Genomic DNA, 24,665 nt, shown 5'->3' with positions numbered 1-24,665 from the left:
AAGAGCATAAAAAACTTGTTAAGTATTTGTTTTAACAAGCCAAGATGAATAGTAATGCTATTGCTATGGTTTATTTATGCAGAAAATATGCCATTTACTGCATAAATATATTACCACTTTAGAGCTACCAACGCGAGATCGCATCCTGATCAGACTGACGAGCATCAATCCAACGGGTTTCATCTTGTGCATTGGTTTTATGAATGGTTTCTTTTTTCCAAAATGGTGCACGTGATTTTAAATTGTCCATAATAAATTCACAGGCTTCAAATGCTGCGCCACGGTGCATGCTAGCGACGCCAACCAATACAATTTGATCGCCGGTTTCAAGGCGTCCAACACGGTGAATAACGCGTGTGCCAAGCAGTGGCCAACGCTGCCCTGCTTCCTCGCAAACTTCTTGCAACGCCTTTTGCGTCATCGCAGGATAATGCTCAAGGGTTAAAGTTTGAACAGTATCGCCAAGGTTCATATCACGAACTTTACCAACAAAGGTCACCACAGCGCCAATGCTGTGCTTTTCAGAAAGCGCTTGATATTCTGCGCCAAGATCAAAATCTGCTTCTTGCACATCAATTGAAATTGGATTATCTAGTTCTGTGTTCTTAGAGACGGCTTGCTCAGACATCTTAGCCCCCTGTCACAGGTGGAAAAAAGGCAACTTCATCACCGGCTTTAATTTCGCTATCCATGCTGACCATTTCTTGATTTACTGCAACCAAGAGTTTGTCACTTGAAAGCGCCGCTTGCCAGTTGTCCCCTTTTGCTGCAAGTTGGGCAACCAAATCTTTAGCAAGAATCGAATCAATCGCCAGATTAATCCCTTCTTCGCCAATCATTTCACGGGTTTGGGCAAAAAATAATACTTTAATCATGACAGCCTCTTATTTCTCATCTGCTTTAAAGTGACCAGATTTACCACCGGTTTTTTCAAGTAATCGCACAGAGCCAATCACCATGTCTTTTTGCACGGCTTTACACATATCATATATGGTTAAAGCGGCAACAGATGCTGCGGTGAGCGCTTCCATTTCTACGCCGGTTTTACCTGCTAGTTTGCACAAGGATTCAATGCGTACTTGGTTGGTTTCTGGAAGCGCTTCAAGCTTAACTTCAACTTTGGATAATAAAAGAGGATGACAAAGCGGAATGAGATCCCAAGTTTTTTTCGCAGCTTGAATGCCAGCAATGCGCGCAGTCGCAAACACATCACCTTTATGGTGCGCACCAGAGATAATTAAATCTAAGGTTTCTTTATTCATGGTGATAAAGCTTTCTGCGCGCGCTTCACGAACGGTTTCATTTTTTGCAGACACATCCACCATGTTGGCTTCACCAGATTGGTTAATGTGAGTAAATTGATTTGACATGCTATACCTTGTTTTACTAAATAATGACGAGGGCAAAGCTAGGCCCATTTCGACCGAACTAAAAAGATGCAACACAACACCTTCAGGCAATTAGCCACCAATTGAGGCTAAATGCGGGGTTGCGCCTGAATTGCCTTGCTCTAAAAAGTGGCTCACAGACTTTTTCCCGAGACTGTCTTGAATCCGAGCGATCAAAGCGTCTTCTTGTTTATCTTCTTGCATTAAATCACGCAACTCGACGCCTTCATCACCAAATAGACATAGGTGCAGCTTGCCGGTTGCAGAAATACGCAAGCGGTTACAACTGGCGCAAAAGTCTTTGCTATATGGCATAATTAAGCCAATTTCACCAATATAATCAGGATGATAGAAAACTTGCGCGGGGCCATCGTTGCTGTCTTTGGCTTTGAGCTGCCAGCCATTTGCCATTAAATGATTTAAAATCTCAACGCCTGATTGATGCTCACGCTGAAATAAGTCATCCATTTCGCCAGTTTGCATCAGCTCAATAAATCTAAGCTGAATCGGACGTGTTTTGATCCAATTTAAAAATGCAGGCAATTGATGGGCATTTTGGGTTTTCATTAGAACCACATTGACTTTAACTTGGGCATAGCCAATTTCCAATGCGCGATCAATCCCCGCCATCACCTCAGCAAATTTGTTTTCACCTGTAATTTGATGAAACTGGCGTGGATCTAAACTATCCACGCTCACGTTAATATTGGTCAGCCCTGCCGCTTGCCAAGCATCGACTTGTTTTGCCATACGGTAACCATTGGTGGTCATCGCGACTTTTTTGATGCCTTGGGTTTGCGCCACGGTTTCAATCACAGGCACGAGATCTTTACGTAAAGACGGCTCACCCCCTGTGATCCGCACTTTGGTCGTGCCGCAATCAGCGAAGGCTTTAACCACACGCTTAATCTCAGGAAGCTGAATAAAAGACGAGTTTTTTTGCCCCGAAGGCTTGTAGCCATCAGGTAAGCAGTAGCTGCATTTGAAATTACAAACGTCAGTAATGGACAGTCGTAAATAATAAAACTTACGCTGGAATTGATCTTCAAATTGATGCGTCACACAACACCTTTCCAAACACGGGAGGAATAGGCATTTCTACACTATTCCCTGGCTGAGATCCCATATACAAGCCAAGGCTTGAACTTAGAGAAAACCGCTCGGAGTTAACGACAAAGCGAATAAACCATACAAAGCAGATGGTATACTCATTTGTATCTAATTATTGCGAATTATACGCAAGTTTTAGTGCCCTTGCTAGCTATCAGCAAAAGAAAAGCTTTAACTGAATAGAAAATACCCATGAAAACTGACAAACAATTCGCCAAGCTGAATTAAAAAGCAGTATCATAAAGCAAAATATGTCTTTAAATGAAAACCAATGAATATTTATAAACAAAATAAAATAGTCGCCCTTGGCGGTGGTCACGGACTGGGACGCATGCTCGCGGCCTTACGTGACTTTGGCTCCAATGCAACAGGTATTGTTGCGACTACAGATAATGGCGGTTCTACTGGCAGAATTCGTCAGTGTCAAGGCGGCATTGCTTGGGGCGATACACGTAATTGTATTAATCAGCTGATTACCTCGCCTGATATTCCATCCATGCTGTTTGAATATCGCTTTAAAGGCGCAGGCGAGCTTGATGGGCACAATATGGGCAACTTGATTTTAACCGCGCTGAATAATCTGTCGATTCGACCATTGGATGCCATTCGCTTGGTGCGCAGCATTTTGAAAGTGAATGTGAATCTAATTCCGATGAGTGAACACCCTGCTGATTTAATTGGTTTATCTATCACAGGGAAATGGGTGCGCGGCGAAACTGATGTGGATGATTTTAATCAGCCACTGCGCCGTTTGTTTATTGAACCTGAAGTCCCTGCCACCGAAGAAGGCATTAGTGCGATTCAAAATGCAAATTGGATTATTTTAGGTCCGGGCAGTTTTTTAACGAGTATAATGCCGCCATTATTATTGCCTGAAATAGGTCGCGCAATTGCCAATAATACGCAAGCAAAAGTCATTTTTATTGATAACTTGTCCAAAGAATACGGCCCAGCGAACAGCATGGATCTAACCCAACGTATTGATTGGTGTGAGCGTGCCTGTTCTGGGCGAGCCTTAGATATTATTGTGACTCAAGCTGAGCAAGCGCAAGAATTGCAAGATAAATACCAAATCCATCAAACAAATCTTGCCTCACCGAACTATGAATGGCGCCATGATAGGGAAAAGCTCAAGGCTTGTATTGAGCATTTAATTTCGCAAGCTTAACCCGTACGTGATGGGTCAATCACACCCTCATCTGATTAAAGCTCAGTCTTTTGAGTGAGCTTTTGCTTTATTTGCATACAGCATTTTATCTATACGTGTATATGCGCCATCAAAACATTCATCTTCAAGAATCAAATCTGCAGCGCAGGTGACTGAAACACGTAGTTCACTTGGTGCATCGGGCAGAGCGTGCTCGGCTAAGTAGCTGTGAATTCGCTCACTTATCTGTTCAAGTAAATCAACATCAGCGCCAGAAACGATAACTAAAAACTCATCGCCCCCCATCCGAATACAAAAGTCTTTCTCCCTAGTTGAAGATTTAAGCGCCTGTGCTATCAATAAAATCGCTTTATCACCAACTTGGTGTCCATAGGTGTCATTAATTAATTTAAACTTGTTAGCATCAATTAAAATGATCCCTATCGGCAAATCTAAATAAGGATTCATATAGGCTTTGGCTTTATTGCAATAGACCTTCACATCAATATCATCAATCACACGACGATTATACAATTTTGTCATCGGATCTTGATTAAGCTGTTTATATAAGCGACGACTTTCTTCATGCCTTATTACGACTTGATAAATGGCATAATTAATAATAAACAGGGCTAAAATCATGGCAAGCCAAAAATAATTAAGCTGCGAAATATAAAACATCAAGCCATAATCAACTTCCAATACGCCTAGATAAGGCAATTGATATTGATATGTTGCGAGGTGAAAAGAAAGTTTATCCGCATCAAAGCGAATGATATCTAAACTATTCTCAGATTCTCTGAGGTTTAATGTGATATCGACATAACCTTGAAAGTCAGGATGCAGGAAAAAGAATTGATCAAATTTATTGATATCTAAATCCACCCCAATATCACCTATTAAATGGCTATCTTTATATACAGGTGAGACCACAGAAATAACTTTGTTGTTCTTCAATATATTTTGATAAGGATAGCTAAAAAAGAAACCTCGCTCAGCTAACTCTTGCTCATAAACCCCCTCTAAACCGCGGCGATAACGATTTTGCGACACCATATTATGGCGTATTTGAATACCGCGTTCAGCCGTTTGAATGATGCTTGATGAATACACATATTGAAAATCATAATTTGAAAAAAACTTATTATTAAACTGAGTTTTGGTATCCGAGTAGCTCCAAGCACGATCAAGTTTATAGAAGATTTTCTTTTGTCCGTCTAAACTAGGATCTGGCTTACCATAGCCGATCAAGGTGCCATTTGCTGGCGTATTCGGATAAACCCCTTGATTAAATCCATATTCATTACGATTCGTATAGGTTTGGATTTGCAATCGGTCAATTAAGGCTTGATCAATAGGTTCACTGGAATCATCTTTTAAGCTTGCTTCCAGTCGAAGCGCCAATTTTGCATTCGATTCACCAAGATGGGCTAAGGTCTCATCCATACGCTGAAACACCAGCTCAAAGTACTCATTGCTACGTTTTGTTTGGTACTCAATGGCCACAAGGCTTAATAATGCAAAAATAACTAAACTGATAATGATCTGTAACCACCACCATCGATTCCCCCCTCGCATGCCTTTTGGGATAATGATTTGTGCCTGTTCTTGCTTTTCTTTTCCAAACATAGGAGACCTTAAACTTATAGATAACTGTGAACTAGACCACAAAATTCATATTTTGCATTCTACTCATTTGGTATAGGTTTTCTTTTCTTATTTTGATAAAGCGCTTTATCCATTCGCTTATAAGCTTCGTCAAAGCTTTCATTTTCAAACATTAATCCGCCGGCGCTGGTGACAGAAATACGAAAGCTATCTGGCGCACCGGTGAGCACATGTTGGTTTAAATAGTTATGAATACGCGTTTGCACTTTATTGATAATTATTGGCGTGGCATTTGGAATTAAGATTAAGAACTCATCCCCTCCCATACGGATACACAGATCACCTTGGCGGGTCGAACTCGTCAGGGCTTGCGCAATCAATAAAATAGCCATATCCCCGACATGGTGCCCATAGGTATCATTAATACGCTTAAATTTATTCGCATCTAATAAAATAATGCCCACCGGAAGGCTAAGATGAGGGCTGATATAATCTTGATCGCTTGGGAGTTGATCTAATTTAATTTCATCAATAATTCGTCGATTAAAGAGTTTAGTCATGGGATCTTGATTTAACTGCTTGTGTAGCAAACGCGTTTCTTCACGACGAAGCACTGCTTGCCAAATCGCATAATTAATAATACTTAGGCCCATGAGTAAAGTTACAACAAAGTAGCCCATTTGCTTGATATAAAACAAAAGCCCGTAGTCAACATTGATCGTCCCTAGATAATCAAAATCATATTGATAATGCCCAACCTTAAAGAGTTGCCGCGCAGTGTCAGCTTGCTTTAAATCTAAACGCTGATCTGAATGTCGCAGCTGAAGTGATATATCAACATAACCATCAAATGCGGGATGTAAAAAGAAAAACTCATCAAAATTCTCTATGTCCAAATCAACGCCTAAATCGCCGACTAAACTGCCGTCGACAAAAACCGGCGAAATAACCGAAATCACTTGATTTGATTGAAGTAAATTCTGATATGGGTAGGTAAAAAAGAAGCCTTGAGCTAAGATTTCTTGTTGATAAAAATCTTCAATTCCGCGTCGAAAGCGTACAGGTGTAAGGGTTGAACCTTGGATTTTAGTCCCTTGTTTACGCGCGCTAACTAGGCTTTCAGAGTACACATATTTAAATTTATAATTGGTGAAAAACTTGTCATTGAAGCTAGTTTTTGTATCTGAGTAACTCCATATACGATCGAGTTTATAGAATATATCTTTATATTTTTCTAGCTCTGGGGTGGGACGACCGTAACCAAGTAAGGTGCCGTTCGCAGGTGTATCAGGAAATATGCCTTGATTAAAACCGAACTCATAACGATCTTTGTATGCATGAATAACGATTTTATCAAGCATATCATCTGAAATATCTATTTTATCCAGATGATTCAAGTTTCGCTGCAAGATTTGAGCTAACTTTGCATTCGAATACCCCAGCTCAGTCAAACGCTCATCCAAGCGCTCAAAAACTAAGTCAAAATATTGGGTACTGATTTTATTTTGATATTGAAGCGCAACCAAGGTCAGACCTATAAAGATCATACTGCTCACGAAAAGTTGCATCCAGAGTAAACGCTTCATTAACTAACCCATTTAAAATTCACCCTATATATAGTAAGTATATTTAATGAAAATCATTTTTTTTAACAGGAAAAACGCGATCTCGGTTACATTTATTTTACATTTTAGGCTGCTGAACCTGTCATGCTGACACCTTTGGCATCATAAAGCATTTTATCCACACGCTTGTAAGCGGCTTCAAAACCCTCGTCAGTTTGGATTAAGTCATAAGCAATCGACACATCAACTCTTAATAGCTCTGGCGCGCCTGGGATTTTATAGCGACGTAAATAATTATGAATGCGTTGCGCGACAATCGCCAATACCTCTGGGCTCGCTTTTTGCACTAAAATAATAAATTCATCTCCGCCCATACGGGTGCAGTAATCATTGCCACGGGTACACGAGCGCATCGCTTGAGCAATCGCTAAAATCGCTTCATCGCCAACCTGATGCCCATAATTATCATTAATTTGCTTAAAGCGGTTGGCATCCAGCGCCATTAACCCCATCGGCGGCTGAAAATGCTCTTCAACCAGGGTATTACCACGGCTTTCGGTATCATCAATAAGTATTTGTAAATCGTCAATCAAGCGACGATTATAAAGGTTGGTCATAGGATCTAGGTTGAGCTGTTCGCGTAAATCATCCCCTTCACGGCTTTGTTGATATAACTTCCATAAGCCATAGTTGATAACACTCAGCGTAACGATGAGGGCAAGGACGAAATAACTTAATTGCGCAACGAAGAATAAGATATTGTATTGCACGACCATTGCGCCTACATATGGCAACGAATACTTGTACTGGGCAACAAAGTACTTATTCTTAAGAGTGGTGGGATCGATTAAATTAACGCGGTAATCTGAATGACGAAATGTCATCAATACATTCACAAAGCCTTGATAGTCGGGATGTAAAAAGAAGAAATCTTTGAATTTATCTATATCTAAATCGACGCCTAAATCACCAATTTCCTGTCCTTTTGAATCATGCACAGGTGAAATCGCTGAGATCACACGATTATTTTTAAGTAAATTTAAATACGGCGTGCTATAGAAGTAACCGTTTTTCTTAATATCTTCTTGATAATCTCCCTCTAAATGACGACGAAAGCGCAGAGGGTCAAACCTTTCAGCTGTCATTTCTACGCCTTGATTACGATCATGCACAAGCGTAGAGGTATAAATATATTTATGTCGATAATGAATGAAGAATTTATCGCTTACTTTTATCTGATCGCGTGTGTAGTTCCAGACTTTGTCAAGCTTCAAGAAAAGTGCACGCTCAGCTAAAAGATGCGACGTTGGTTTCCCATAACCCACTAAACTGCCATTTGGCGTCGTATCTGCAAACACACCTTGGTTAAAGCCAAATTCATTACGCTCTGGGTAGGCATAAATCATGACACTGTTGATCGTAGGCTTGCCGATCTCTGATTCCAAAGCATAATTAGAAAGACTTTGCTCTAAACGCCAAGCTGTTTTTGCATTCGCGTCACCTATTTCTTTCAAGCGTGCATCCATGCGCTCAAAAACGACGCTAAAATAGTCATTGCTACGATCAAGTTGATATCTCACCCCAGCGGCAATCGCGGCGCAAAAAATCAGCACACTAATCAAACATTGAATGACGATACGGCCAAACATATACATCCCTATCAAGCTTGCAAACAACCAAAAAACTAGTTGAAATGAAAGACATGATATCTGACGGAAACAACTAATTAACTCGCTCTTGCCTTATTGCGTTAATGGCACACCAAGAAGGCGGTTATTAGAGCATTTATCAGAGAAAAGCAAAATATTTAAGGAATAAATTATTTATTGAATGGCATAAATACGATCCAAATCAAATTCATACTTTATTTGGTGTTAATCAGTCGTTAACATTTAACTATTTTGTATAAACTGCTCGCGTAATAGACTTATTTGATCACGGGTCGCAGCCGCTTTTTCAAACTCTAAATCTTGCGCATATTGATACATTTGAGCTTCAAGTTTAGAGATTTCTTTTTCTAACGCTTGCGGGCTTAGAGTTTCAAGATCTGGCGTGTTGGCAATATCTTTTAAGGCCACCACTTTGGATTCACCTTTGGTCTTGCCACGCGCGATATGTCCAAGCTCCATTATATCTTGGATATTTTTCTTCAATGCTTGTGGCGCTTGGCCTAAAGATTCATTATGTGCTTGCTGCTTGGCGCGGCGACGCTCGGTTTCATCAATCGCGCGGCGCATCGATTTGGTGACATGATCGGCATATAAAATCGCCTTGCCTTTGAGGTTACGCGCAGCGCGGCCAATGGTCTGAATAAGCGAGCGCTCTGAGCGTAAAAAGCCTTCTTTATCTGCATCTAAAATCGCAACGAGTGACACTTCAGGCATATCCAAGCCTTCACGTAATAAGTTGATCCCCACCAGCACATCAAACACACCTAAACGCAGATCACGAATAATTTCGACACGTTCAACCGTATCCACATCTGAGTGTAAATAGCGAACCTTCACCCCATGTTCGGTTAAATATTCAGTTAGATCTTCTGCCATACGCTTGGTAAGAGTGGTGACAAGCACCCTTTCATCAATTTCAACTCTTAGATTTATCTCAGAAAGTAAGTCATCGACTTGGGTGGTGACTGGACGCACTTCAATTTCAGGATCAAGTAGACCGGTTGGGCGCACCACCTGCTCCACCACATCGTTGCCGGATTTTTCAAGCTCATAAGCTGATGGCGTAGCCGAGACATAAATGGTTTGCGGCGCAAGGGCTTCAAATTCTTCAAAGCGCAGCGGACGGTTATCTAATGCTGAAGGCAGGCGAAAGCCATAATTGACCAAGGTTTCTTTACGCGAGCGATCGCCCTTATACATGGCGCCAATTTGCGGCACAGTGACGTGGGATTCATCAATTACCAGCAAACCATCAGCAGGTAAATAGTCAAATAAGGTTGGCGGCGCTTCGCCCTCTTCGCGTCCGCTTAAATAGCGCGAGTAGTTTTCAATCCCAGAGCAAAAACCGATTTCGTTCATCATTTCCAAATCAAACTGGGTGCGTTGGGTGATCCGCTGCTCTTCTAACAGCTTATTGTTTGCTAACAAATAGGTGCGTCTTTCTTCAAGCTCTGCTTTTATCTTATCAATGGCTTCTAAAATACGCTCACGCGGGGTCACATAGTGAGTTTTTGGATAAACCGTATAACGCGCCAGATCCCGTTGTAAGATTTCACCGGTTAACGGATCAAACACCGACAAACATTCGATTTCATCATCAAACATTTCAATCCGCAGTGCTTCGCTTTCAGATTCCGCAGGGAAAATATCAATCACTTCACCGCGCACGCGAAAATTACCACGCTCAAACACCATATCATTACGTTGATATTGCAACTCTGCTAAACGATTAATAATGTCGCGTTGGGAGATAAAATCACCGCGGCGCACATGCAGCATCATTTTTAAGTAAGAATCTGGGTCGCCCAAACCATATATAGCTGAAACCGAGGCCACAATGATGGCATCTTGACGCTCAAGTAGCGCTTTGGTTGCCGACAAGCGCATTTGCTCAATATGCTCATTGACGGAAGAATCTTTTTCAATAAAGGTATCTGTCGTCGGCACATAAGCTTCGGGTTGGTAATAGTCATAATAAGAGACGAAATACTCGACGGCGTTATGCGGGAAAAAGGCTTTCATTTCACCATAGAGTTGGGCGGCAAGGGTTTTATTTGGCGCAAGTAATATTGTTGGACGTTGCGACCTTGCAATGACATTGGCAAGGGTAAAGGTTTTACCTGAGCCGGTCACCCCAAGTAAGGTTTGATGCGCGAGGCCATTTTCTAAGCCTTCAAGCAATGATTCAATTGCCTGCGGCTGATCGCCTGCCGGCTGATAATCACTCACTACTTGATAAGATTGACTGTTTGCTTGTTTATCTCTTTGCATGAAAATTCCAACTCATAAAATGGCGCATCAAAAGAGTTTAAATTCTACGTTCTAAAAAGGTCAAAAACAATTTAAAAGTGTTAAAAACAAATAGTCTTTCTGTTTTATCTCTGCTACTATGTGTGTCCTTTATTTGTTCTACTCAAATGATTTTGGCAATATTCTTCTTGCCAAGCCTTCAAAGCATCCACTGTTTTTCCCCAAAAAAAGCTTGAATTTTCATAATTTCTTCATTTTGTAATTTTAGCCTCTTTTATCTAAATCTTAAAAATCACTCAAAAACAAAAAGAATCAATAACTTACAATTGTGGAAAATTCTAATCTGAATTTCATTTTTTGTGCATTCTTTTTATCAAACAACAATTCACATACTTATCCACAAAAACCGTGGATAACTGATGCAAGCCCTTGCCACGTCTAAGCTGCAAAAAAGTAAAGCTCAAAAAACTTAATTTTTTTATAGAAAAAAGATTGACACAAAAATACGAGATCGCTATTATTCCCCACCTAAGCTATTCCCCCTTAGTTCAGTTGGTAGAACGGCGGACTGTTAATCCGTATGTCGCAGGTTCGAGTCCCGCAGGGGGAGCCATATTCAAGAAAGCCGCATCTTCATGGTGCGGTTTTTTTATGCCTAAAATTCCCCCCTTCTATACCTCTCGCTATTCACCTTAGTTATTCTTAAATTATAAATATAGAAATGAAATAGACTTTCAAGTAATACAAATAGCGAAATAAGTAGCTGATTTAGATCAAATGAAAGCATAGTAGTCGAAGTATATTTTTTGTTACAAAATTACACCCAAACTTAGTTGCCCCATATAAATCAATAGATTAAACGAACTTATGTGACTTGCATCATCTTTTTTGGTAGGAAAATAGCAATAATAGTTATATTGTATTACTTTATCTCACAGTATTTTCCAATAAGGTGTAAAAAATGACAAGTCAAGCAATACTGCTCACAAGCGATGAAATCGCAAAACTAAAACAAGAAGTGGGGCAAGATACCTTGATGGGTAAAACCATCGCCAGCAACGTCAAGCAAGTTGAAGCATTTATGCAACTTCCTTTAGATGTCCCTGGTCATGGAGAAGCTGGTGGTTATGAGCATAACCGTCATAAACAAAACTACACATTTATGAACTTAGCGGGCCGCCTATTTTTAATTACTGGCGAAGAAAAATACGCTACATTCGTAAAAGATTTATTAGCGCTTTATGCTGAAAAGTACCTAACTTTTGATTTTCATGTTCAAAAGAATACCAACCCTACTGGTCGTCTATTCCACCAAATTCTAAATGAGCACTGCTGGTTAATGTTTACGAGCCTTGCTTATTCTTGCGTTAAACACGTGATGACAGAAGAAGAACGTCACGCTGTTGAAAGCCGCATTTTTGAACCTATGCTTGAGATGTTTACGGTTAAATATGGTCACGATTTTGACCGTATCCATAACCACGGCATCTGGGCAGTTGCAGCTGTGGGCATTTGTGGCCTTGCAGTGGGCAAACCTGAATATCTAAAAATGTCTGTTTACGGCATTGAAAACAACGAAACTGGCGGCTTCCTCGCGCAAATCTCTCAGCTATTCGCACCATCTGGCTATTATATGGAAGGTCCATATTATCACCGTTATGCGATCCGCCCTGCTTGCGTATTAGCTGAAGTGATCCACCGTCATATGCCTGAAGTTGATATTTACAACTACAAAAACAAAGTCCTTGGCAATACGATTCAAGCGCTGCTTGCTACCGCTTATCCAAACGGTCAATTCCCAGCACTAAATGATGCCTCTCGCACCATGAGTATTACCGATCTTGGCGTGCAAGTAGCTGTAAGTGTGTATGCAAAACACTATGCACTTGATGACAACATCTTAGGTATGGCTAAAATTCAAGATGGCGTTTGGATGCACGCATGTGGTCTTGAGCTTTCCAATGCATATAAAGAAGCGATTGCAGATCGCGAAATCAACATGCCATTTTGGGAAAGTGTTGAGCTAAACGAAGGCTTTGATGGCACGAAAGGCGCACAAGGCTTTATCCGTATGCAAGATAAAACCGGCGATGTCACCCAACTTGTGATGAACTATGGTCAACACGGTATGGGCCACGGTAACTTTGATACGCTAGGTATCAGCTACTTTAACCGCAGCCAAGAAGTGCTACGTGAATACGGCTTTGGTCGTTGGGTAAACGTTGAGCCTAAATTTGGCGGTCGCTACCTAGATGAAAACAAATCTTACGCACGTCAAACCATTGCGCACAACAGCGTGACCATTGATGAAACTTGCCAAAACTACTTTGATGTTGAGCGCGCAGATAGCGTTCACGGTTTGCCGCACTTCTTTGATGCGCAAAACCCAAACATCAAAGCGGTCAGCGCATTTGCAAATGATCACTATGATAACTTCAACATGCAGCGTAGCGTATTTGTGCTAAATCTTGAAGAACTTGATGCGCCGCTTCTGCTTGATCTTTATCGCCTTGATAGCCAAGATGGCAAAGAGCACCAGTATGATTATTCTCACCAGTATGCAGGCCAAATCGTGCGTACTAACTTTGAATATCAAGCACAATCTGAGCTAAACCCACTTGGCGCCGATGCAGGTTATCAGCACCTTTGGAAACTAGCAGCAGGTAAAGCAAGTGATAATGCACTGGTTAGCTGGCTACAAGATAAGACTTACTACACTTGGATTGGTACCAACGCGAACCTTGAAACGCAGGCAAGCACAGACAATGAAGTTGTCTTCACGCGTATCGGCGCAAACGATCCAAGCTTCAACCTTCGCTCAGAAACTGGCTTCATGCTACGCACCAAAGCAAAATCAAACCTATTTGCAAGCGTTCTTGAAACTCACGGTTACTTTAACGAAGAGTTTGAGCAGTCAGTTAATGCACGCGGTCAAGTTCAATCTGTACGCATTTTAGGTTTTGATGACCAAGCATCTGTGGTTGAAGTCACTACAGCGCAATCAGTTATCACTGTAATGCTTTCAAACCGCCAAGGCATTGACGCGCAAACCGACAATACAGCTGAATTTAACGGCACAACATATAGCTGGAAAGGTTTTTACCAAATTGAAGTCCGCCAAGCGGCGCAGGAGAAATAAGCATGAGTTATCAACCTCTTTTAATGAATTTCGATGAAGCAGCAGAGCTAAAAAAAGCACTTGGTACTGATACCCTGCTTGGCCATGCATTAAGCCGTGACATCAAAAAAACTGATGACTATATGCAAACTGTTGGCATTGAAGTGCCAGGACACGGTGAAGCAGGTGGTTATGAGCATAACCGTCATAAGCAAAACTATATCCACATGGATATGGCGGGTCGTTTGTTCCTTATCACTGGTGAAGATAAATACCGTGATTATATTGCAGACATGCTGACTGCTTATGCAAAAGTATACCCAACACTTGAAAGCAATGTGAGCCGTGATACCAACCCACCGGGCAAACTGTTTCACCAAACATTGAATGAAAACATGTGGATGCTATATTCATCTTGCGCATATAGCTGCATCTACCACACGCTTAGCGATGATCAAAAACGTCTGATTGAAGATGACTTATTCAAGCAAATGATCGACATGTTTGTTGTGACCTATGCGCATGACTTTGATATCGTGCACAACCATGGCCTTTGGGCGGTTGCTGCGGTTGGTATTTGTGGTTACGCAATTAACGATCAAGCATCGGTTGATAAAGCGCTTTATGGCCTAAAAGGCGACAAAGTTAGCGGCGGTTTCCTTGCGCAACTTGATCAACTTTTCTCGCCAGATGGTTATTATATGGAAGGTCCATATTATCACCGTTTCTCACTCCGTCCGATTTACCTCTTTGCTGAGTCTATCGAGCGTCGTCAACCTGAGCTTGAAATCTACAAGTTTAATGATTCAGTTATTAAAACAACGTCTTACGCTGTATTTAAAACGGCATTCCCAGATGGTACATTGCCAGCACTAAACGATTCATCAAAAACGATTTCGATCAATGATGAAGGCGTTATTATGGCAACATCTGTGTGTTATCACCGTTATGAGCAAACCGATACCCTTCTTGGTATGGCCAATCACCAGCAAGATGTCTGGGTTCACGCAGCAGGTAAAACTTTATCTGACGCAGTTGCTGCAACGGATGATATCAAAGCCTTCAACTGGGGTAGCCTATTTGTGACTGATGGTCCTAAAGGTGAAAAAGGCGGCGTGAGCATTTTACGTCACCGCGACAGTGAAGATGATGATACTATGGCGCTTATCTGGTTTGGTCAGCACGGCTCTGATCACCAATATCACAGCGCGCTTGATCATGGTCACTACGACGGCTTACACCTAAGTGTGTTTAACCGTGGTCACGAAGTCCTACACGACTATGGCTATGGTCGTTGGGTAAACGTAGAGCCTAAGTTTGGTGGTCGTTATATCCCTGAAAACAAATCATATTGTAAGCAAACTATTGCTCACAACACGGTCACTGTTGATGGTAAAACACAAAATGAATTCAACACAGCGCTTGCTGAGTCTAAGTTTGGTCAAAAGCATTTCTTCAATGCAGATAACAACAAACTCCAAGGCATGAGTGGCCGCATTTCAGGTTACTACCAAGGCGTTGATATGCAGCGCAGTGTACTTGTGGCTGAGCTAGAAGAGTTTGAAAAGCCACTTATCATTGATATTTATCGCATTCAAGCAGACGCTGAGCACCAATATGACCTACCGCTACACTATCATGGTCAAATCATGCGTACTGACTTTGATTATGAGATGAACGCAAGCGTGAAACCTCTTGGTCAAGACAATGGTTATCAACACTTGTGGAACCTTGGCTCAGGTAAAGTGGCTGCGGGTCAAAGCTCATTAGTAAGCTGGCTACATGACAGCAGCTACTACTCAATGGTCACCAGCGCGCAAAGCGAAAGTGAAGTCTTCTTCACCCGTACTGGCGCGAATGATCCAGATTTCAACCTACGCTCTGAGCCAGCATTGGTGATCCGCCAATCAGGTAAAGATCACGTGTTTGCATCTGTACTTGAAACCCACGGTTATTTCAATGAATCCATTGAAGCATCACTTAATGCACGTGGTTTAGTTGAGTCTGTGACAGTTCTAGCTGACACTGAAGTAGGCACAATTGTTGAGCTAAAAACAGCTAAATCTAGCTATCAGTTTGCAATTTGCAACCTAGATGAAGCTCAACAAGATCAAACCCATAGCCTTGAAGCCGATGGCACAACTTACACTTGGAATGGTGCATTTGCCCAGCTTTAAGCTGATTAACAGCTAGGCGAGTCTGCAAACTGCTTAGCTTTAAGAAACGTTATGACTATCCCTAACTAATTTATTTGGTTAGGGATTTTTTTATAGCCTTAGCGACTAAATCTGCAATAAAACACATTGTATTTATTTCCCACCTTCCCCCACATTTGTGCAATCTATTTTTCCTTTAATATTTAATTCACAATCTAAAAATAAATAACATTTATCAAAAAAGTTTAAGTATTAAAATAATATAACAAACCTAATTTAAATATATATTTCCTTGATTTTAATCAGCTTTAGTTATCTTTAATAATTAGATCTGTGTCGTATTTTCCCCTTAATCATATTGTATGATTTATAGGTTAAGTCCTAAACTGTGTATGAAAAATATAATAATGAAACAGCTTCACAAAAATAACTGAAACAAAACCTGAATATATACCCTTCATATTCGAAGCATAGCCAATGCATCAAATATAGAGGATATATACTCAAAATAGTTGGAATTGCAGCAAGGCAACAAGCGAGGAATCCCTAGGAGCATATAAGAATATGTGACTAGGGTGACGCAGAGCAGTTAACGCCGATGCAGTTTCAAATATGAAGAGTATAAATGGAACACACAAAAAGGATCGACATATGAAAAAGCTTATTTTACCTCTTGTTATCGCATCACTTTTCTCCAGCGCTAATGTCTTAGCAAAACAACTTACTTTAGGTCATGCAATGAACCTTGACAGTGCAGCGCACCAAGGCATGGTTATCTTTGCGGATAAAGTAAAAGAAAAATCTGACGGCGATCTAACCGTAAAAATCTTCCCTAACGCACAACTAGGCTCTGAGCGCGACCAAGCTGAACAAGTGGTCACTGGCGCAATTGATATGGCTAAAATAAATGGCTCACTTGCTGAATCATTTGAACCAACCTTTAAAGTAATTTCTCTGCCATTTCTATTCGATAGCCCTGAGCATGTGCGCAAATTCATGAAAAGTGATGTCGGCGCAGAGATGCTACAATCAAGTAAAGGCAAAGGCTTTGTTGGCCTAACCTTCTATGATTCAGGCTCTCGCGGCTTCTATGGTAAAAAAGCATTCAAAACACCTGATGACTTAGCAGGTCTTAAAATTCGTGTGCCTGAGTCACCAACCATGATGGAAATGATTAACCTACTTGGCGCGAAAGCAACGCCTATCCCATTCAACGAAGTCTACACTGGCTTGCAACAAGGCGTGATTGACGCGGCAGAGAACAACATCTCAAGTCTCGTTGAAATGCGTCACAGTGAAGTGGCGAAGTTCTACTCACTTGATCAGCACACCATGTCACCAGATTTAATTATTATCTCTGAAAACACTTGGAATAACCTCTCTCCAGATGAGCAAAAAATTGTCAAAGAGGCGGCGCTTGAATCACTAGATGAAGAAATCAAAATCTGGGATGAAGTGGAAAACGAAAATATCGAAAAAGCGAAAGAGATGGGCGTAACGTTTGTTGAAGTCGATAAAGCTAAATTCCAAGAAAAAGTGGCACCTATGATCGAGGAAGCGAAAAAAGATCCTAAACTAGGCGCTTATATTGAAAAAATTAAAGCGATTAAATAATAGGATTTAAATTTTTCGAAAAAGGCTAAACATACCCTGAGTATGCACCATCATACGAGGGGTATTGATTGCTTGTTAAGCTGTCACTAAGGATACTTCCTATGCAAAACACACTTCAAACTATTCGAGGCTATTTAGACAAAGCCATTTTAATTTTCTGTGGCTTTACACTTATAACACTTGTTATCACTGTCACTTGGCAGGTATTTAGCCGTTATATCTTAAATGACCCAAGTTCATTTACCGATGAGCTGTCACGTTATTTAATGATTTGGTTTGGATTGCTCGGAGCAAGTTATTTATTTGGTAAACGTGGTCACTTAGCGATCACTTTATTAGCGGATAGTATTTCACCCAAAGCAAATGTGGTGCTGCAAACTTTTATTAACTTACTCACTTTATCATTTGTATCCCTTGCAATGATCAAAGGTGGCTTAGCCCTAATTGGGCGCACCATGCAACAGTTTTCACCTGCGTTACATATTCCAATGGCTTATGTATATTTTATTTTGCCGCTTTCTGGCGCGTTAATAATATTTTATGTCGTCTTAAATATTATTAACCCACAAGCGCAAGTAGAAGAACAATAATCCGTTAATCTAAGGAAGTCTCACATGGATATTTCTATTGGTTTTTGGCTACTTTGCTTATTTTTAGCCATGATAGCTTTCAGTGTACCGATTGCGATTGCGATCGCTATGTCGTCACTTGTGATCATGTACAGCATACTTCCATTCGATGTTGCTTCAATGACTGCAGGACAAAAAATAGTAACGGGGATAGATAGTTTTAGTTTACTCGCGATCCCATTCTTTATTCTCGCCGGTAACATCATGAACCGAGGCGGAATAGCAGGACGCTTGGTTAACTTTGCTAAGCTCTTTGTTGGACGTTTGCCGGGTTCTCTGGCGCACGTAAACATCTTATCCAACATCATGTTTGGCGCAGTCTCTGGCTCAGCAGTTGCAGCGGCTGCTGCGGTAGGTAAAACCCTTACCCCTGAAATGAAAAAAGAAGGCTATGACAAGTCCTACTCGACTGCCGTAAACGTGGCATCATGCCCAGCTGGCCTCTTAATTCCGCCAAGTAACTCATTGATTGTATTCTCTGTCGTCAGTGGTGGTACTTCGGTTGCAGCGCTCTTTATTGCAGGTTATGTGCCTGGGATTTTAATGGGCATCAGCTGTATGGTTGTGGCGTATTTTATCGCGAAGAAAAAAGGCTACACCAATGAGCATGCTGTCTCATATAGCGTCTCTGATAAGCTAAAAATTGCCTGGCAAGCACTGCCAAGCTTAGGCCTTGTGGTTGTCGTGATTGGCGGCATTATTGCGGGTATTTTCACTGCCACCGAGGGTGCTTGTATCGCTGTGCTCTATTCGTTTATTTTATCGCTTTGTTATCGCTCCATGTCATGGTCTGATATCAAACAAATCGGTATTGAGACCACAGAGATCACCGGCATCATGCTGTTTATTATCGGCACTTCAACCATTATGTCTTGGGCGATGGCCTTCACAGGTTTGCCAAGTTTAATTAGTGATTGGATGTTGTCTTTATCTGACAGCCCAATTGTCATCTTTATTTTGATGAATATTATTTTGCTGATTGTCGGTATGTTTATGGACTTAACGCCAGCATTATTAATCTTCACACCAATATTTATGCCAATTGCCACCCAGCTTGGCATGCACCCTATTCATTTTGCCATGATGATTATTTTTAATCTCTGTATTGGCATCGCAACGCCGCCGGTTGGTACAGCGCTGTTCGTTGGCTGTAGCGTCAGTGGCGCCAAGATAGAAAATGTGATTCGAGCGATTTGGCCATTCTGCGCCGTGCTGATTATCACTTTATTGTTTATTACTTTTATCCCTGAACTAAGCCTGTTCTTGCCTCGCGCATTTGGTTTAATTCAATAACTGTGCAACCTTAAAAACCCAAGAAACTTAACCTGAGGGCCTATCTTAGCCTTTGGGTTAAGGATCAAGGGAAAATTATAAAACAAACAAAAGGACATGATATGTTGAAGAACAAACTGACCCACGCAATGATGTTAGGACTTTGCACCCAAGCTGTCGCGTTTGGCGCATTAGCAGCTCAAGAGCAAGCGCCACAACCTGTCCCTGCGGATAAGTTTGACATGCTAAACTGGAAAATTACCGTTCCACAAGATAAGGATAACAACGGTAAGATTGATGAAATTGAAGGCGTGGCGATGCTTAGCTATTCGCATCCTTACTATTTCTTCTTAGATGACAATGGTGACATGGTCTTCCAAGTTCAAAACAATGCGATCACCACATCTGGTTCATCTAATGCGCGTTCAGAGCTGCGTCAAATGCTGCGTGGCACTGACTTAACTATTGATACCAAAGCACCTGCAAATAACTTTGCATTGAGCTCGCATCCAAATTCAAAAGAGTTTGGCGCAATTGGTGGCACACTTGAAGCGACGTTAAAAGTCAACCATGTCGCAGTGAATGCGAAACACCCTGATAAGCTGCCTGCATACTCTGTCGTTGTCGGCCAAATTCACGCCAATAAAGATGACAAGATGATCAAAGCAAATACTGGCTTTGGTTATGGGAATGAGCCTTTAAAAATCTTCTATAAAAAATTCCCAGGCCATGATAAAGGTTCAGTATTTTGGAACTATGAGCGTAACTTAGCAAAAGATGATCCAAACCGTACGGATATCGCATACCCTGTTTGGGGTAACACTTGGGATAATCCAGCTGATCCTGGTGATGCTGGTATCGCGCTCGGTGAAGAGTTCAGCTACAGCGTTGATGTAGACGGCACTGTGATGAAGCTAAGCTTTAGCGCAAAAGGCCACGATACAGTTAACTATGAAATTGATTTAGCTAAAAACGTAATGCCTGATGGCAAAGTTGATCCAAAAGATAACCCGAAAGGCTATGCAGGTGACTCTTTCTACTTCAAAGCGGGTGCATACGGCCAATGTAGCATCAAAGATGACGGCGGTTTCTGGTCTCCAGGCTGCGCAGGTACGGGTGACTTTGTGAAAGACAAAGAAACTGGCGACTATAACAGCGTAAGCTTCTCTAAACTTGTACTAACTAAATAAATTTATTTCTCCGAATCACTTAAGTTTATTTAATTAACTAAAAGGTCTGGCATGATTGCTGGACCTTTTTTATATCCTTTATCTATACTCGAAATCATTCAAGATGCATCTTCAAGAATAAAGAGTAGATATTAATTACTGGCGTGTATTCTCAAACAAATCATCAATCTCAGCTTGTGTATGCCAGTTAAGCCTAAAGCCATGACTATCAAATTCAATAAATACGCCATGCCAAGGAAATTCATTTGTCTGCGCGCGATATCTGGCAATATCCTCAAATAAACTATCAAGTAAGCGTCTAAACGATGCATCATCATTCTCTTCATTTGCGCTTAAAAACCTTGTGTGGCACCTTGTTAGACTCTCAAAATCATCCCCCTCTAACGCACATAGATAACGAAACGAATGTCGCTTTTGCGCTGGAAATTGCTCAAGTAGCATGCAAAAACGTTTTTCAATATAATTCTCATCATAAGCTTGTATATCTTCCATTACTTAATCTCTTTCAAATAGTTAAGGATGTATTTTCTATACTCTTGATGTCCATTGTAAGCTCTTGGATGTGCAATTCGAAAGCAAGTTGCACCTGCACCTTGGAATTCCCATATTTTTTTACTCACAAAAGTCTCTTCATTTTTTACTATCCCATCAAAATAAGTATTAAACAGATCTTTAATTGCTTCATCGATAACGTGATGCACTCCAGTGGCAAAAATAATCACATCTGGTTTAAAGGATTCAATTTGTGCAGCTAGCAAAGCAACTGAAAGTCTTTTTATTTCTTCAAATTCTTTCTCTTTGCATTTTGGCGAAAGTAATGGTGACTTCTTATTATAATCCCAAGAAAAAAAGTTCGAATAAATCAAGGCTGAAGGTTCAAGCTCAAGAGTTTTAGCTATTTTAAAATAAAATTGTTTAAAGCGGCTTTTTGATTTGGTCGTTTCCTTACCTTTTGAATCTAATAAATGCTTTTTATATCGTTCAACACCTTCTTGTACTATTTGCTCAGCACCACAATCAATAATACGTTTTATCGTATTTTTACTATTATTCGTATTCCAACCAGCTGTTTCTCGACCAATAAGCATTACTTTTGTAGTTGCTAAATGGTAAGCATCAAAGGCAATTGGAAGAAAAACACCAGAATACTTATCATTTTGGGGATCGAATTGGCTATAATCAATACTCGCCAAAATTGATTTATATTTGTCTAATAAAATGTCCATTTACACCATCCTCAAACTCATACAATCAGATAATGACTACTATGCAACCATAACTCAATATATATTACACGGCATAATGACAACTTACGCCGTATCAAATTTAACGCTTTTACTTATGCTTACAACACAAAAAAGCCAGCAGATTGCTCCACTGGCTTGCAAACACTTTAAATCAAGTGATTAGGTATTATTTACCTTGATATGTGTCGTGAGACTTCTCTAGTTTATAGAAAGTCGCTTGAACATAATCATCTAGGTCACCCGTGATGTTTTGGTTATATACGCCTGCTTTGAAGTACATGTACTTGCCGCCTTTGTCGTAACCACTCTTACTCATATCAACCACTTGTTGAACGTCTTTTTTACCTTCACGCATTACAGTCACAGTTAAAGTATTACCTTTAACATTGATGCGGTAGCTAAATTTCTCACCAAGAGCGATACCTTCATCACCGATTTCACCCGTCATGCCACCAACAAGATCAAAGAACTCATCAGTACCTTTTAGCGTATTTTCATGCGCGAAGTAAACTGTACCTTTGTCGTTGTTTGGTAGTTTACGATAGTAAAGACGGATTGGCTCATCATCTTGATCATGGATTTGACCAATGATGAAACGACCCACTTCACCCGGTTCACCTGTTGTTGTGGTGTGATCAATTTTCAGTGTTGCTTCAAGTGTACCGTCAACGCCACCTGCTGCTTTTTGGTCTTCAACTGGCGCAGAGCTAAATACCCAGTTGTTTTTGTTTACGCCTTTAGTTGAGATAGACGTATCACCGCGACGTAACATTTCACGCATTTCTGTACGTGCATATTTAGTGTTTGGTGAAGTACGAACACCTTTGATGAAGCTCTTGAATACTAAGCCGCCGTCATCAGCTGTATAGAATACATCTGGGTGCTCATAACCATTTGCAAGGTTCCACTCATCTACGTCATCTGGACGACCATTTTCATCATGATCGAACGGTTGAGATAGATACCAAGAAGTTAGGTCAAAGTTCTCACTTGGCTTGTTGCCCGCTTTTGGCGTTGCAGGAAGATTTGTTGGGACTGGAAGTGCTGATTTAGTATCACATTCCACATCTTTGTCACATGGATAAACAGCTGGCGCTCCAAAGTTACCTTTACGTAAGTCTTTACGTGCTTCTTTTTTCGCTTTTTCAGCGGCTTTTTGCGCTTCAATCATTTCTTTTTCAGCTGCAATGACTTCAGGGCTAACGATTTGATTATCAGGGCAATCATTCACATTACAGTTAAGCGCTGTTAATTCAGTGACTGACGTCCAACCGTTATCATTGTTACCATGACCGACATATTTGATGTAACGCGCTTTCACAGGTGCAAATTCAAAACGCTCTAGACCGATAATTTTGCCTGAGCTTTCTTGGTTTTCTAATACAGTTTTCCAAGTTTTACCATCTTCACTCACTTGGATATCAAACTTAGTTTGACGCTCATTTCCTTTGTGGAAAGCGGCAGCGATTGCGGTAAACTCTTGCACACTGCCATAATCTAGCATTGCCCATTCACCGTCGCCATTAACAGACCAGCGCGTTGTAAGATCTTTATCAAACATTAAATTTGGACCATTACCATCATGGCCACTTGCTGTTACTTTTACTGGTGTAAGAATATCTTGGGTAGCTGCTGTTGCCATTGTGCCGACACTGCTAAGCGCTAACAGCACAGAAGAAGCAATCAGAGATTTTAGATATTTTTGTTTCATGTTATTCACCTATTTCATCATTATAAATATGATTGTTTTAATTGGACAATACGGGTTAATAAAATTATTGGGATTTATTTCTTTTCAACTAAATAATCTAGTTTGTAAAATTTAACTTGGCTTTCACCATGACTAAATTGGTTATATACACCGGCTTTAAAATAGCTTAAACGCTCTTTCCAATAACCAATGTTATGTTTAACTTTTGTCTCACCATCAACTTTAATTTCGATATTTTGATTACCAACAATAATATCAAAATCTGTCGCTTTATTTTCCTGATAAGCACCTAGATCAAACTTTTTATAAGCATTTTCAGCTTTACATGCACGGGTGTTTTTAGGATCAAAACCTTCGCCTTTACATACCAAGCCATTATTTTTAATCATCGCCCAGAAATGACCATCTTTGCCATCTAGACTTTTACGCCATACCACACGCAATAAAGGGTGTGGAATATAACCGGTTCCTTCGTTATCAAAACCTTTGTTATGAACCTGCAAATATGTGATTTCATTTTGTGTAAAATCAGAGTCTTTGACAGATTCTCGCGGGTTAATTGGCTCAAGACTAGCCGTTAAGTGATAGAAGGTGTCTGGCAAATCTGTGCGAAAGTTCTCCTGCACACGTAATTCATTACGCATTTTATTGCCAGACATCTTAAATACAAAGGCTTGTGAGTCTTTCTCAACATAGAAGAACTCGTTCATGATGCCATCAAAATTACTATCTAATGCAACTTCTTTTTTATTGCTAGGCTTACCATCTGGGTCGCTAATTTGCAGCTTAGATTCAGATAAAATATGTTGAAACTTTGCCACACTAGCTGGCGCAATATGTTCGCCAGTCTCTGCTGCCAAACTACTGGCAGAAAAAACAAGACTTGAAGCAATTAAAGATAAAGAAAGTAATTTATGTTTCATTAGTGACTCTTAATTTAATTATAAGTATTTAGAGATTTATACCAGCATAAAATATGCCGATAAGATT

Annotated in this window: 19 protein-coding genes, 1 tRNA gene and 1 riboswitch; of the genes, 8 read left to right on the top strand and 12 right to left on the bottom strand. The window is 40.6% G+C overall.

The features are described from left to right. Positions 1–124: 124 nt before the first annotated feature. The 4 genes from moaE to moaA form a co-directional block, all read right to left on the bottom strand. Positions 125–628: a molybdopterin synthase catalytic subunit MoaE gene (gene moaE, locus AC2VOY_RS11130; RefSeq protein WP_491831429.1), complete on the bottom strand. Its 504-nt coding sequence runs from the start codon at positions 626–628 to the stop codon at positions 125–127. Position 629: 1 nt separating this feature from the next. After that, a complete protein-coding gene (gene moaD / locus AC2VOY_RS11125; protein WP_491831428.1) occupies positions 630–875 on the bottom strand; it encodes a molybdopterin synthase sulfur carrier subunit in 246 nt (81 codons plus the stop codon). Positions 876–884: 9 nt separating this feature from the next. After that, positions 885–1,370 carry a cyclic pyranopterin monophosphate synthase MoaC gene (gene moaC / locus AC2VOY_RS11120; RefSeq protein WP_491831427.1) on the bottom strand — a complete coding sequence of 162 codons (486 nt, stop codon included), beginning with the start codon at positions 1,368–1,370 and terminating at the stop codon, positions 885–887. A 90-nt stretch (positions 1,371–1,460) separates the two neighbouring features. Next, positions 1,461–2,450: a GTP 3',8-cyclase MoaA gene (moaA, locus tag AC2VOY_RS11115; protein ID WP_491831426.1), complete on the bottom strand. Its 990-nt coding sequence runs from the start codon at positions 2,448–2,450 to the stop codon at positions 1,461–1,463. Further along, a riboswitch (molybdenum cofactor riboswitch) is annotated at positions 2,439–2,566 on the bottom strand. It overlaps the preceding gene by 12 nt. Before the next feature lie 203 nt (positions 2,567–2,769). Here moaA and yvcK point away from each other — a divergent pair. Next, positions 2,770–3,666: a uridine diphosphate-N-acetylglucosamine-binding protein YvcK gene (yvcK, locus tag AC2VOY_RS11110; protein WP_491831425.1), complete on the top strand. Its 897-nt coding sequence runs from the start codon at positions 2,770–2,772 to the stop codon at positions 3,664–3,666. A 42-nt stretch (positions 3,667–3,708) separates the two neighbouring features. On the opposite strand, the gene AC2VOY_RS11105 is transcribed toward yvcK, so the two are convergent. From AC2VOY_RS11105 to uvrB, 4 genes are all read right to left on the bottom strand, one after another. Then, complete coding sequence (locus AC2VOY_RS11105) at positions 3,709–5,274, bottom strand: GGDEF domain-containing protein (protein WP_491831424.1); 1,566 nt, start codon at positions 5,272–5,274, stop codon at positions 3,709–3,711. Between the two features lie 59 nt (positions 5,275–5,333). Beyond that, on the bottom strand, positions 5,334–6,839 hold the full coding sequence (locus tag AC2VOY_RS11100; RefSeq protein ID WP_491831423.1) for a GGDEF domain-containing protein: 1,506 nt from the start codon (positions 6,837–6,839) through the stop codon (positions 5,334–5,336). Positions 6,840–6,943: 104 nt separating this feature from the next. Continuing rightward, positions 6,944–8,467 (bottom strand): sensor domain-containing diguanylate cyclase, encoded by a 1,524-nt coding sequence (locus AC2VOY_RS11095; RefSeq protein WP_491831421.1) that lies wholly within the window; start codon positions 8,465–8,467, stop codon positions 6,944–6,946. A 243-nt stretch (positions 8,468–8,710) separates the two neighbouring features. Continuing rightward, positions 8,711–10,759 carry an excinuclease ABC subunit UvrB gene (uvrB, locus tag AC2VOY_RS11090; protein ID WP_491831420.1) on the bottom strand — a complete coding sequence of 683 codons (2,049 nt, stop codon included), beginning with the start codon at positions 10,757–10,759 and terminating at the stop codon, positions 8,711–8,713. A 516-nt stretch (positions 10,760–11,275) separates the two neighbouring features. On the opposite strand from uvrB, the gene AC2VOY_RS11085 reads away from it, so the two are divergent. The 7 genes from AC2VOY_RS11085 (at position 11,276) to AC2VOY_RS11055 (ending at position 20,717) form a co-directional block, all read left to right on the top strand. Next, positions 11,276–11,351, top strand: a tRNA-Asn gene (locus AC2VOY_RS11085). 348 nt (positions 11,352–11,699) lie between these two features. Then, positions 11,700–13,877, top strand: coding sequence for a heparinase II/III domain-containing protein (locus tag AC2VOY_RS11080; protein ID WP_491831419.1), 2,178 nt, complete (start codon positions 11,700–11,702; stop codon positions 13,875–13,877). A gap of 2 nt (positions 13,878–13,879) precedes the next feature. Further along, the gene (locus AC2VOY_RS11075) at positions 13,880–16,033 is read left to right on the top strand and encodes a heparinase II/III domain-containing protein (RefSeq protein WP_491831418.1); all 2,154 of its coding nucleotides are present in this window, start codon (positions 13,880–13,882) and stop codon (positions 16,031–16,033) included. A 630-nt stretch (positions 16,034–16,663) separates the two neighbouring features. Then, the gene (locus AC2VOY_RS11070) at positions 16,664–17,626 is read left to right on the top strand and encodes a TRAP transporter substrate-binding protein (RefSeq protein ID WP_491831417.1); all 963 of its coding nucleotides are present in this window, start codon (positions 16,664–16,666) and stop codon (positions 17,624–17,626) included. A 101-nt stretch (positions 17,627–17,727) separates the two neighbouring features. Further along, positions 17,728–18,216: a TRAP transporter small permease gene (locus AC2VOY_RS11065; RefSeq protein WP_491831416.1), complete on the top strand. Its 489-nt coding sequence runs from the start codon at positions 17,728–17,730 to the stop codon at positions 18,214–18,216. A 24-nt stretch (positions 18,217–18,240) separates the two neighbouring features. Next, the gene (locus AC2VOY_RS11060; RefSeq protein ID WP_491831415.1) at positions 18,241–19,548 is read left to right on the top strand and encodes a TRAP transporter large permease; all 1,308 of its coding nucleotides are present in this window, start codon (positions 18,241–18,243) and stop codon (positions 19,546–19,548) included. Between the two features lie 101 nt (positions 19,549–19,649). Continuing rightward, positions 19,650–20,717: a polysaccharide lyase family 7 protein gene (locus AC2VOY_RS11055; RefSeq protein WP_491831414.1), complete on the top strand. Its 1,068-nt coding sequence runs from the start codon at positions 19,650–19,652 to the stop codon at positions 20,715–20,717. 135 nt (positions 20,718–20,852) lie between these two features. On the opposite strand, the gene AC2VOY_RS11050 is transcribed toward AC2VOY_RS11055, so the two are convergent. The 4 genes from AC2VOY_RS11050 to AC2VOY_RS11035 form a co-directional block, all read right to left on the bottom strand. Then, positions 20,853–21,209, bottom strand: coding sequence for a hypothetical protein (locus AC2VOY_RS11050; protein ID WP_491831413.1), 357 nt, complete (start codon positions 21,207–21,209; stop codon positions 20,853–20,855). After that, entirely contained in the window at positions 21,209–21,943 is a 735-nt protein-coding gene (locus tag AC2VOY_RS11045; RefSeq protein WP_491831412.1) for a hypothetical protein, read from the bottom strand. Before AC2VOY_RS11045 ends, AC2VOY_RS11050 begins: the two co-directional genes overlap by 1 nt. 187 nt (positions 21,944–22,130) lie before the next feature. After that, the gene (locus tag AC2VOY_RS11040; protein ID WP_491831411.1) at positions 22,131–23,675 is read right to left on the bottom strand and encodes a polysaccharide lyase family 7 protein; all 1,545 of its coding nucleotides are present in this window, start codon (positions 23,673–23,675) and stop codon (positions 22,131–22,133) included. Between the two features lie 74 nt (positions 23,676–23,749). Beyond that, positions 23,750–24,598 (bottom strand): polysaccharide lyase family 7 protein, encoded by an 849-nt coding sequence (locus tag AC2VOY_RS11035; RefSeq protein WP_491831410.1) that lies wholly within the window; start codon positions 24,596–24,598, stop codon positions 23,750–23,752. Between the last annotated feature and the right edge of the window lie 67 nt (positions 24,599–24,665).

Source organism: Vibrio sp. KMM 9700, assembly GCF_058545285.1.
The sequence above is the reverse complement of the archived record's forward strand: the minus strand, read 5'-3'. Positions and strand labels throughout refer to the sequence as shown.